This window comes from Serratia sp. H1w, assembly GCF_000633355.1.
In the GTDB taxonomy this organism is placed as follows: domain Bacteria; phylum Pseudomonadota; class Gammaproteobacteria; order Enterobacterales; family Enterobacteriaceae; genus Chania.
Genome location: NZ_AYMQ01000051.1, coordinates 44,606 through 56,542, shown reverse-complemented (window position 1 = coordinate 56,542; position 11,937 = coordinate 44,606). Strand labels below are relative to the sequence as shown.

Here is an 11,937-nt window from a genome sequence, read left to right as displayed (position 1 = left end):
GGCTTTTTTCGGCAAAACGCTGTCTTGTTCAGCGTTTTTGCCACTTTTCCTCGAAAACAGCCGTAACAGCGGGCGTTCCCTGGCGTAAAATGAAAGATAACAATGCAGTTAAAGGAACCGCAGCCATGCAATTCGATGCTCAACAACAGGCCGCACAGCGAAATCTTTCCTATCTGCTGGCAGAAAAGCTCGGCCAACAGATCCTGGCCGGTGAATATCAAGCCGGCAGCATCCTGCCCGGTGAGATGGATTTGGCAGAACAGTTTGGTGTCAGCCGTACTGCGGTACGCGAAGCGGTGAAAATGCTGGCGGCCAAAGGTATGCTGTTACCACGCCCCCGCATCGGTACCCGGGTGATGCCCCAGGGCCAATGGAACTTCCTCGATCAGGATCTGCTGACCTGGTGGATGACCAGGGAGAACTTCGGCCAGGTGATGCAGCATTTTCTTATCCTGCGCACCTCACTCGAACCACAAGCCTGTTCATTGGCCGCAATCCATGCCACCCAGGAGCAAAAGGCGCGATTAGTCACGCTGATGGCTGAGATGCAGGGGCTACACCAGGATTTTGACCGCGAACGCTGGATTGAGGTTGATACCCAGTACCACCAGCTGATCTATGAAGCCAGCGCCAATCCCTTTCTGACTTCGTTCGCCAACCTGTTCAGTTCGGTCTATCAAAGCTATTTCCGTGCCATCACCGGGAATGAAGTGATAAAACTACAACACCATCAGGCCATAGTGGACGCTATTGTCGCCGGTAACAGCACCGCAGCACTCGCAGCCTGCCAAACCTTGCTACAGGGTAATGCGTAAACCCCGCAGCTATATATAGAAGGAAGATGGGATCACGATGACAAAATCTGCACGCAGCATGGCCGGGTTACCTTGGATCGCCGCGATGGCGTTCTTTATGCAGGCGTTGGATGCCACTATCCTCAATACCGCCCTACCGGCGATAGCCCATAGCCTGAACCGTTCCCCCCTGGCGATGCAGTCGGCGGTGATCAGCTATACCCTGACGGTAGCGATGCTGATCCCGGTCAGTGGTTGGCTGGCAGATCGCTTTGGTACCCGGCGGGTGTTTATCATCGCCGTATCGCTGTTTACCTTCGGCTCACTATTATGTGCCTTGTCACCCACGCTGAGTTTCCTGGTCGCCTCACGCATTTTGCAAGGGATTGGCGGCGCAATGATGATGCCCGTGGCGCGTCTTGCCCTGTTGCGGGCTTATCCGCGCAGTGAGCTGTTGCCGGTGCTGAACTTTGTCACCATGCCCGGTCTGGTGGGGCCAATCATGGGGCCGTTGCTGGGTGGTTGGCTGGTCACCTACGCCACCTGGCATTGGATCTTCCTGATTAACATCCCGATTGGCCTACTCGGCATCGTTTATGCCCGCAAATACATGCCGGACTTCACCACGCCGAAGCGGCCGTTCGATTTCATCGGTTTTATGCTGTTTGGCCTTAGCCTGGTGCTGATTTCCACCGGCCTGGAGCTGTTTGGCGAACAGGTGCTGGCCAATTACATTTCTCTCGGGGTGTTCCTCAGCGGCTTTGTGATGCTGTTTGGCTATATCATCCACGCCCGTCGCCATGCTCAACCGTTGATAGGGCTGGATCTGTTCAAAACCCGTACTTTTTCCGTCGGTATTGCTGGCAACGTAGCCTCACGCTTGGGGACCGGCTGTGTGCCCTTCCTGATGCCATTGATGTTGCAGGTGGCCTTTGGCTATTCGGCGATCGTTGCCGGTTGCATGATGGCCCCAACGGCGGTGGGTTCTCTGATGGCAAAGTCGACCGTCACTCAGGTACTACGCTGGTTTGGTTACCGGAAGACGCTGGTTGGTATCACGATCGTTATTGGGGTGCTGATTGCGCAGTTCTCACTGCAAAGCCCAGGCATGCCGCTGTGGCTGATGATTTTGCCGCTGTTTATTTTAGGGATGGCGATGTCGACGCAGTTTACCGCCATGAATACCATCAGCCTGGCCGATCTGAATGATAGCAACGCCAGTTCCGGTAATAGCGTGCTGGCAGTGACTCAACAGTTGTCGATCAGCTTTGGCGTAGCGATCAGCGCCGCCGTGCTGCGCTTCTATGGGGCGATGGAGATCGGTACCATGATCGATCAGTTCCACTACACCTTTATTACCATGGGGATAGTCACCGTGGCTTCGGCCTTCGTCTTCCTGCTGTTAAGAAGGAAAGACGGTAATAATCTGATCACCGGTAGAGAGAAATCACGCAAAGAAGCCAAGGCCACAGGTTAACGGTGGCCAACTGAGGCCCGCTCCACCAGCTCAGGCGTCAGCACCAGGATCTGGGCATCACGCTCAGGATTTTGCAGGCGGTTGATTAACGCATCGACCGCCAGCTCCCCCAGCGAATCTTTGGGCTGATGAATGGTGCTGAGCGGCGGAGCCAGATATTTCGCCAGTTCAATATCGTCATAGCCCATTACCGCCATATCTTGTGGCACCGTCAGCCCGGCCTGATACAGTGCCTGATAGACGCCCACGGCAACGGCATCATTGCCAGCAAACACCGCATGAGGCGGCTCGGCTAATGCCAGCAACTGCTTCATGGCATGTACGCCACCTTCAAACTCAAAATCACAGTACACCTCATAGCCGGGCGGGATTTCCAGGCCGGCACGCTGCATGGCACGGCGATAGCCTTCCAAACGATGGCGCGCGGTGGTTTTATCCAACGGCCCGGCGATGCAGGCGATTTGGCGATAGCCACGGGCGATCAGATGGTCGGTGGCCATTTCGCCCCCCAGCAACGAGTTATCCTGAATGATATCGTTAGCCCCTTCGAACGGTGACCAGTCCATCATCACGATAGGTAACGAAGGATAGCGGCTCAGCGCATCCTGCGAAGGGCGATGGTTTTCGGTACACATCACCAACAGGCCATCCACCCGCTTTTGCAGCAGCGTTTCCATGCTGCTGTTCATACGCGCCACGTCTTCTTCGGTATTACACAGGATCAGGCTGTAGCCACGTTCATAGCAACTGCGTTCAACGCCACGCACCACTTCCGCATAAAATGGGTTATTACTGGAGGTCACCAGCATACCGATAGTGCGCGTGGTGTTAAGTTTCAGGCTACGCGCCAGTGCGGAAGGGGCATAGTTAAGCTGTTCTACGGCCACCATGACTTTGTCACGCACGCTGTCGCTGACAAAGCGATTGTTATTGATTACGTGCGAAACCGTCGAGGTTGAAACACCCGCCAGGCGGGCGACATCTTTCATGGTAGCCAAAGGGTTATCCTTGTTGCTGCAAGAAGGCGTCAATCTCTTCACGCCACGGCACGGAAGGTTGAGCACCTGGCCGGGTAACGGCAATCGCCGCCGCCGCATGCGCGAAACGCACCGCATCGCTCATCACTTTACCTTCGAGCAAAGCCGTGACCAAGGCACCGTTGAAGGTATCACCGGCCGCAATGGTGTCCACCGCTTTGACCTTAAAGCCCGGTACCAGCTTACCCTTACCGTTTTCGCTCAGCCAAACGCCACGGCTACCGAGGGTGATAATCACATAGCCGATGCCTTTAGCATGCAGGATATTGGCGGCACGATCGGCATCAGCATCGTTATTAACCGCAACACCGGTCAGGCGCTGGGCTTCGGTTTCATTCGGGGTGATCATATCGATCATGGCTAGCAGTTCGTCAGACAGTTCACAGGCCGGAGCCGGGTTGAGGATCACCTGGGTCTGGTGCTGCTTCGCCAGCTTGGCGGCGGCAATGACCGTTTCCAACGGTGACTCAAGCTGCATTAGTAACGCATCGGCATCGATAATCTTTTGCCGATAGCGGTTGAGATAATCGGGAGTGACCGCCGCATTGGCGCCGGCATCGATACCAATCACGTTCTCACCTTCGGCATTGACGAAAATCAGCGCCACGCCGGTGGTGTTATCAGCGATAGCTTCTATCGGTTGGGTATCAATGCGATCGCTAGCCAGCTGTTGGCGAATACGTTCACCAATATCGTCAGCGCCAACGCAGGCAATAAAGGCAATATCCGCACCGCTGCGCCCGGCAGCCACCGCCTGATTAGCCCCTTTGCCACCGAAGGCGACCTTATACTGCTGGCCGATCACCGTTTCGCCCGGCTGGGGAAACTGTTTGATATTGAGGATATGGTCGGCATTGATGCTGCCCAACACCACCAGCTTTGCTGTTTCCATCACAGAGATCCCTTACATTGCGCGCCATCGTCACGCCCCGTTCCGATGGCGCTGGAGGTGACTTACTTGGTAACCAGTTTCAAATCAACCGGGATAGTCGCCGGTACTTTCTCGCCTTTCAAGATCTTATCGGCCGTTTCAACGCCGATCACGCCTATCTGATCCGGGCGCTGCGCCACGGTAGCCGCCAGTTTGCCGCCTTCAACCGCTTTCACGCCGTCGGCAGTACCATCGAAACCAACCACGATCACATCCGTTTTACCGGCGGTTTGCAGTGCACGCAGCGCGCCCAGTGCCATTTCATCGTTCTGTGCAAACACGGCCTGCACATCTGGATGCGCGGTCAGCAGGTTCTGCATGACGTTCAGGCCCTTGGTGCGATCGAAGTCAGCCGGTTGGCTGGCCAGCAGTTTAAACTTGTTCTGCGCCAGTGATTGTTGGAAGCCTTCGCCACGTTCGCGAGCAGCAGAGGTCCCGGCAATGCCTTCCAGCTGGATCACCTTGGCGTCAGTACCCGCTTTTTGGGCGATATAATCACCGGCCATTTTACCGCCCACGCGGTTATCGGAAGCGATATGGCTCACCACTTCGCCTTTGGCCGCCATGCGGTCCAGCGTAATCACCGGGATCTTGGCCTGGTTAGCCATCTTGATGGCGTTACCTACCGCATCAGAGTCGGTTGGGTTAATCAGCAGCAGCTTCGGATTCTGTACCATCAGATCCTGCACGTTGGCCAACTCTTTCGCCGGGTTGTTCTGGGAGTCCAGCACGACCAGGTTATAACCCAGTTTGTTGGCTTCCAACTGCGCCCCCTCTTTCATCGAAACAAAGAACGGGTTGTTGAGCGTAGAGACCACCAGCGCGATGGTATCTTTTGCCAAGGCGTTAGCACTCAGGGTGGCGCTTAACGCGATGACCGAAACTAAGGTTGCCAGTTTTTTCATTTTCATGGTCGTGATTCCTGTAGGGGAGAGGTTACTTGTTACTTTTGTTGTCTACCAGAACCGCCAGCAGAATAACGGCTGCTTTCACGATCATTTGGTAGTAGGAAGAAACACCCAGTAAATTCAAACCGTTGTTCAGGAAGCCAAGGATCAGCGCCCCGATCAGTGTACCGACGATACGCCCTTTACCGCCCGCCAGGCTAGTCCCACCCAGCACGACCGCCGCGATAGCATCCAGCTCATAGCCAGTACCCGCTGTAGGTTGTGCGGAAGACAGGCGAGCCACTTCAATGACTCCCGCCAATGCCGCCAACAGGCCACACAGGGAATAAACGATGATTTTAACTTTATCGACGCTGATACCGGAAAGGCGGGTAGCCGCTTCGTTACCACCCAGCGCATAGATATAGCGGCCAAGACGGGTGTGATGCAGCATATACCAGGCGGCGATAAACACGATGGCCATGATCCAGATTGGGGTCGGAACCCCCAGCGGGCGGCCAATCCCGAACCAACCGAAGGCGTCGGCAACGTCGGTAAAGCCGGTATTGACCGGGCTACCGTTGGTGTACACCATGGTGACACCGCGCAGTAACAACATCATTACCAGGGTGGCAATAAACGCCTGCACCTTGCCTTTGGCCACGATGATCCCGGTACAAGCCCCGACGGCCGCCCCCAGTGCCAGCGCAGCGGCCACAGCCACTACCGCATTGACTTCAAACCCGACAATCGAAGCGGCTACCGCTCCGGTCAGTGCCAACAGTGAACCGACCGACAAATCGATACCGGAGGTCAGGATCACCAGCGTCATACCGACCGCCATAATGGCGTTGACCGAGGTTTGCTGCAAAATATTGAACAGGTTATTAACTGTGAAGAAATTCGGGCTCATGGAAGAAACCACGGCAATCAGCACCAACAGGGCAATCAGCGATTTCTGCTCCAACAGCCACTCTTTACTGAACCAGCGCTTAGCTGCGACACTTTGTGAACTCATATCTGATTACTCCTGCTTTACGCCGTATTGCTTGCCGACGGCCGCAGCCATCAACACTTCCTGGGTGGCCTGTTCAATCGGGAATTCGCCGCTGAGGTGGCCTTCGTGCATCACCAGAATGCGGTCACTCATGCCCAGCACCTCCGGCATTTCCGAAGACACCAGAATGATGCTCAGCCCTTCCTGTTTGAACTGGTTGATTAACTGATAGATCTCTTTTTTGGCCCCGACGTCGACACCGCGTGTCGGTTCATCGAGGATCAGCACCTTGGGCCGGGTCATCAAGCCACGGGCAATCGCCACTTTTTGCTGATTGCCGCCGGAAAGCAGACCAATTGGCTGCTCCATCGACGGTGTTTTGATATTGAACAGGCGGATAAAATCGCTGACGGCGATCTGCTCGTCGGCATGTTTCAGGCCACCACCGGCGCGGCTGAAGTAGCGCAGCGCGGTCAGCGACATGTTTTCTTTGACCGACATCCCCAACACCAGGCCATCGCGCTTGCGGTCTTCGGAGATATAGACGATACCGTTTGCCAGGCCATCCTGAGGAGTACGAGTCACCACCTCATGGCCGTCCAGGTTCACCGTGCCGCTTTTACGCGGTGCCGCACCGTACAGGATCTTCATCAGTTCGGTACGCCCGGCCCCCATCAGGCCAGCCACGCCCAGGATCTCGCCGCTATATAAGGTAAAGCTGACGTCATGTACGCCGGGGCCGGAAACGTGGCTCACCTGCAAGCGTTTTTCACCACGCGGCAGATTCAGGCGTGGATACTGTTCTTCCAGCTTGCGGCCAACCATCATTTCAATCAGCGAATCTTCATTCAATTCGGCAACCGGCCGCTCGGCAATAAATTGCCCGTCACGCAGCACGGTCACATCGTCGCAGATTTCGAAGATCTCTATCAGGCGGTGGGAAATGTAAACAATGCCGCACCCTTGGGCCTTCAGTTCGTTGATCACTTTAAACAACGAGGCGGTTTCGGTATCGGTCAGGGCATCGGTCGGCTCATCCATGATGATGACTTTGGATTCAAAGCTCAGCACCTTGGCGATTTCCACCATTTGCTGATCGCCAATCGATAATTCCCCCACCAGCCGGTGGCTGCTGTAACGCAGGTTCAAGCGTGCCAGCAACTTGTCCGCTTCGGCATACATACGCTTCCAGTCGATGCGGCCAAAACGGTTAACAAACTCACGGCCAAGAAAGATGTTTTCGGCAATGGTCAGCTGTGGGATCAGGTTCAGTTCCTGGTGGATGATGCCGATACCCGCTTCCTGCGATTCTTTTGGCCCGTTGAAGGCCACTTCTTTACCGAGGAAATACTGGCTGCCCGCATCCTTTTTATAGATACCGGTCAGCACTTTCATCATGGTGGATTTGCCAGCGCCGTTTTCACCCACCAGCGCCATAACCCTGCCGGGATAAACGCTGAGCGCGGCGCCGGACAGCGCCTTCACGCCGGGAAAGGCTTTATCGATCCCTTTCAGTTGCAGTAAAGGTTGCATAGGCGCCTCAGAAGGTTACGCCGGAGCACAGGATCACGTTCGCGTAAGGCGAACATTCTCCGCTGCGGATCACGGCCCGGCTGTGTTCGGTTTGCGCTTTAAACGCGCTGTGGCTGATATAGCTGATGCTGATGGTGTTGCCCTGGCGTTGACCAAGCTGCATCAATTGTGCCAATAGAGCTTCATGCAGCGACGGATTATGCTTAACGATCTCTTCCGCCAGGATGGCGCTTTCTACCTGCATTTCCTGCGTGACCACACCAACCACCTGCAAGAAGGTGGGCACTCCCTTGGTCAGAGCCAGATCGATACGCGGCGTCACGGCCGGGATCGGCAAGCCTGCATCACAGATAGCGATCTGGTCGGTATGACCCAGACGAGAGATCACCGCAGAAACGTCAGAATTCAGTAGTACGCCTTTTTTCATGATTTAACTCCATCAGCGAAACGTTTCGCTATTGAGTCAGTTTAGAAAATCGGCAGGGGAAGGCAACCCTGGAATGCTGGAAATGTGATCGCTATCGAAACGTTTCGCTGGTATTCGACAAAAGCGAAGGGAGAAAAGAAAGGCCCAGCCAATGCTGAGCCTTTGATTTAGATTTCGACCTGGGTTCCCAGTTCGATCACCCGGTTTGGTGGGATCTCAAACTGATCGGCAGCTCGCAACGCATTGCGGCTCAGGGCGATAAACAGCTTACCGCGCAGGAACAGATACCATGGCCGTTTGGTGAGGATCAGCGACTCATGGGACATAAAGAACGAGGTCTCCATCATCCGGCATGGCAACCCTTCCAACCCGCAGCGGTGGAAGACTTCCTCGACGTTCGGCGTTTCACGCCAACCATAGCTGGCCACCACCCGCCAGAAGGTCGGCGACAGTTGCTCAATCGTCACCCGGCGTACGTTATGCACATAAGGCGCATCTTCGGTACGCAAGGTCAGCAACACCACCCGCTCATGCAGCACCTTGTTGTGCTTGAGGTTATGCAGCAGGGCAAACGGGATCACGTTAATGGCACGGGACATAAATACCGCAGTGCCCGGCACGCGAACAGGCGGCGATTTTTCCAGTGAGGCAATCAGCGCTTCAAGGGAGTTACCGTGCTCATGCATCCGGCGCAGCAGACGGAAGCGTTCGCTCTTCCAGGTGATCATAATCAGGAACATCACCAACGCCAGCGTCAACGGCAGCCAACCGCCGGAGAACAGCTTCAGGGCGTTAGCAGAGAACATCGGCACATCGATAATCAGCAGGATAGCCAGAATGCCCCCCACCATAAAGCGATTCCAATGCCAGTTCTTGATGGCCACGGAGGTGATCAGGATGCTGGTCAGAACCATGGTGCCGGTCACTGCAATACCATAGGCCGCTGCCAGGTTGCTGGAGTGCTCGAAGCCGACAATCACCAACACCACGGCGATATACAGGGTCCAGTTAATCACCGGAATGTAGATTTGGCCGGACTCCATTTCTGAAGTATGGATGATACGCATCGGTGACAGATAGCCCAGACGCACGGCCTGACGGGTCAACGAGAAGACCCCGGAAATGACCGCCTGTGAGGCGATCACCGTGGCCAGCGTGGCCAATATCAGCAGTGGGATCAGCGCCCAGTCGGGAGCCAACAGGAAGAACGGGTTCTTGATTGCCTCCGGGTTTTTCAGCAGCAGCGCCCCTTGACCAAAGTAGTTGAGCACCAGAGATGGCAGCACCACGGTGAACCAGGCCAAGCGGATCGGGAATTTACCAAAGTGACCCATATCGGCATACAGCGCTTCCACACCGGTAATCGACAGCACCACCGCGCCAAGCGCGAAGAACGATACCTTCTTATATTCAACAAAGAAGTTGAAGGCCCATTTCGGGTTCAGCGCCTGCAACACTTCCGGGTTGGCAATAATGCTGCGCGCCCCCAGTACCGCCAACACGATAAACCACAGCAGCATCACCGGGGCAAACAGTTTGCCCACGCTGCCGGTGCCGTGTTTCTGGATCGCAAACAGTAAGGTCAGTACTAGAATGGAGAGCGGGACGATATAGGGATCCAACGACGGGGCGGCAATTTCCAACCCTTCGATCGCCGACATCACCGATATCGCCGGGGTGATCACCACCTCGCCATAGAAGAAGCTGCCCCCTATCAGGCCCAGGATCACCAGCAGAGAGGTGGTGCGCGCCGAAGTATGACGACCAGCCAAAGACATCAGCGTCAGTATCCCGCCTTCACCGGCGTTATCCGCCCGCATGACATAGGTGAGATATTTCAGGGAGACGATGACAATCAACATCCAGAAGATTAAAGAAAGGAAGCCAAACACCACATCGGGACGGACGTCAAAACCGTAGTGGCCGGAAAAACATTCTCGCAAGGTATAGAGCGGGCTGGTGCCGATATCACCGTAAACGACCCCAATAGCCGCCAGGGTAACCGCCGATAAAGACTGTTTATGTTCTGTGCTCATAGTTTGCTTCTTTTGCTAGATCATCCGTCAACCGACGCATCCGCATCAGGCTAAAGATACGGGCTCTAAGATCCGTCACACCCTGTAAAAGGCGCACAGTATGCATCATTTATACTACTTGCCTACTCTTATATCAGACCCCAAAAATAAACAAAATGTGAACCAGCCCCCTTGTTGAGCATAGAAAAATTTTACTAATCAACAAGCTATAGGGCTAAAAATAATGATGGTTTATCATTGGATTCTCTAGCAATATTGGCTGTCAGCCTGGGCTACAGGCTCTAACCTCCGGACAACGCGAACTATTTTATGGCGTCATCAACACTTCTGGCAGAACGGATCTCCCGCCTCAGCAGTGCGCTGGAGAGCGGCCTTTATGAACGGCAAGAGGCTATCAGGCTGTGCTTGCTGGCGGCACTGTGCGGTGAAAGCGTGTTCCTGCTCGGCCCGCCGGGGATCGCCAAGAGCCTGATTGCCCGCCGACTAAAATATGCCTTCCGCAGCGCTCGCTCCTTTGAATACCTGATGACGCGCTTTTCCACGCCGGAAGAGGTGTTTGGCCCCCTGTCGATCCAGGCATTAAAGGATGAAGGCCGCTATCAGCGTCTGACTGCGGGCTATCTGCCCGAAGCCGAGATCGTCTTTCTTGACGAGATCTGGAAGGCTGGCCCGGCAATCCTCAATACCTTGCTGACCGCGATCAACGAACGCCGCTTCCGTAACGGCAATAGTGAGGAACCTATTCCGCTACGCTTGCTGGTTACTGCCTCCAATGAACTCCCCGAGGCAGATAGCAGCCTTGAGGCACTGTATGACCGTATGCTGATCCGGTTGTGGTTGGATAAGGTGCAGGACAAGCAGAATTTTCGCTCGCTGTTGGTCACCCGCCAGAATGAAAGCGACAACCCGGTGCCCGAGGCACTAAGCATCAGCGATGAAGAATTCCATCAGTGGCAACCGCTGATCGATAAGGTGAAACTGCCGGAAAACTGCTTTGAGCTGATCTTCCTGCTGCGCCAACGATTAGACGCTTTGGAACAGGCGCCGTATGTTTCCGACCGGCGCTGGAAAAAATCCCTGCGCCTGCTGCAAGCCTGCGCCTTCTTCAGCGGGCGTGACACCATCGTGCCTCTGGACCTGATGCTGTTGAAAGATTGCCTGTGGCACGATCGGACATCATTAAAGCTGTTGCAGCAACAAATCGATCAGTTGCTGACCGAGCAGGCCTACCAACAGCAAACCTTGTTAATCCAGCTTCAGCAGATCCACACCCGCTGGATGCAGCATCAACAACAGCAAAGCCATCGCCAGGCCATCCAACTGGTGAAAAAAGGCGGCATGTTCAGCCGCAAACCCCAATACGTGCTGGAGCAGCCCCTCACTGGCACCACGTTGACCTTACTGCTGCAAAAACCGCTACAGCTGCACGACATCCAGGTTAACCATCTGAGTATCGAAAGCAGCATGCTGGAAAACTGGCTGCAAAAAGGCGGCGAGGTGCGCGCCAAGCTCAACGGCATTGGTTTTGCCCAGCAGATCGATCTGGAAGTCGATGAACAATTGCACCTGACCGTGTTGGACGTCAGCCGCCAGCCCTCTCTGCTGGCCCTGCCGGGTAAACCGACCGGGGGAACTCCACCGGAATTCCTGGACGAAATAGAAACCTTAAGCCAGCGCCAGGCAGAACAGAGGCGGCTATTCAGTCAGCATCAACCTTGCCTGTTCACTCCTGCCGCCGGATTGGCAAAAATTGAAGCCAGCCTGTTGCAGGTTGCCGAGCAAATCAAACAGCTGTCCCTACAAATGCGCGGCCAGTAA

General features: G+C 55.1%; 10 protein-coding genes. 3 read left to right on the top strand and 7 right to left on the bottom strand.

All coding sequences use genetic code 11. From position 1 onward, the window contains the following. The first annotated feature begins 125 nt into the window (after nt 1-125). On the top strand, nt 126-815 hold the full coding sequence (locus tag U869_RS0111340; RefSeq protein WP_025123156.1) for a FadR/GntR family transcriptional regulator: 690 nt from the start codon (nt 126-128) through the stop codon (nt 813-815). Nucleotides 816-852: 37 nt separating this feature from the next. After that, on the top strand, nt 853-2,271 hold the full coding sequence (mdtD, locus tag U869_RS0111335; protein ID WP_025123155.1) for a multidrug transporter subunit MdtD: 1,419 nt from the start codon (nt 853-855) through the stop codon (nt 2,269-2,271). Here the strand turns inward: mdtD and rbsR are convergent. The 7 genes from rbsR to kup all read right to left on the bottom strand — a co-directional run bounded on the left by rbsR (nt 2,268) and on the right by kup (nt 10,119). After that, on the bottom strand, nt 2,268-3,269 hold the full coding sequence (rbsR, locus tag U869_RS0111330) for a ribose operon transcriptional repressor RbsR (protein ID WP_025123154.1): 1,002 nt from the start codon (nt 3,267-3,269) through the stop codon (nt 2,268-2,270). The two genes, mdtD and rbsR, sit on opposite strands and share 4 nt — an antisense overlap. A 4-nt stretch (nt 3,270-3,273) precedes the next feature. Then, complete coding sequence (rbsK, locus tag U869_RS0111325) at nt 3,274-4,200, bottom strand: ribokinase (protein WP_025123153.1); 927 nt, start codon at nt 4,198-4,200, stop codon at nt 3,274-3,276. A 62-nt stretch (nt 4,201-4,262) separates the two neighbouring features. Further along, nucleotides 4,263-5,150 (bottom strand): ribose ABC transporter substrate-binding protein RbsB, encoded by an 888-nt coding sequence (rbsB, locus tag U869_RS0111320; RefSeq protein WP_025123152.1) that lies wholly within the window; start codon nt 5,148-5,150, stop codon nt 4,263-4,265. A gap of 25 nt (nt 5,151-5,175) precedes the next feature. Continuing rightward, nucleotides 5,176-6,144, bottom strand: a complete 969-nt coding sequence (gene rbsC, locus U869_RS0111315; RefSeq protein WP_025123151.1) for a ribose ABC transporter permease — start codon at nt 6,142-6,144, stop codon at nt 5,176-5,178. Between the two features lie 6 nt (nt 6,145-6,150). After that, nucleotides 6,151-7,656, bottom strand: a complete 1,506-nt coding sequence (gene rbsA, locus U869_RS0111310) for a ribose ABC transporter ATP-binding protein RbsA (protein ID WP_025123150.1) — start codon at nt 7,654-7,656, stop codon at nt 6,151-6,153. Nucleotides 7,657-7,663: 7 nt separating this feature from the next. Further along, on the bottom strand, nt 7,664-8,083 hold the full coding sequence (rbsD, locus tag U869_RS0111305; protein WP_025123149.1) for a D-ribose pyranase: 420 nt from the start codon (nt 8,081-8,083) through the stop codon (nt 7,664-7,666). Nucleotides 8,084-8,250: 167 nt separating this feature from the next. Then, complete coding sequence (kup, locus tag U869_RS0111300; protein WP_025123148.1) at nt 8,251-10,119, bottom strand: low affinity potassium transporter Kup; 1,869 nt, start codon at nt 10,117-10,119, stop codon at nt 8,251-8,253. A gap of 309 nt (nt 10,120-10,428) precedes the next feature. Here kup and ravA point away from each other — a divergent pair, with 309 nt between their 5' ends. Beyond that, nucleotides 10,429-11,937 carry an ATPase RavA gene (gene ravA, locus U869_RS0111295; protein ID WP_025123147.1) on the top strand — a complete coding sequence of 503 codons (1,509 nt, stop codon included), beginning with the start codon at nt 10,429-10,431 and terminating at the stop codon, nt 11,935-11,937.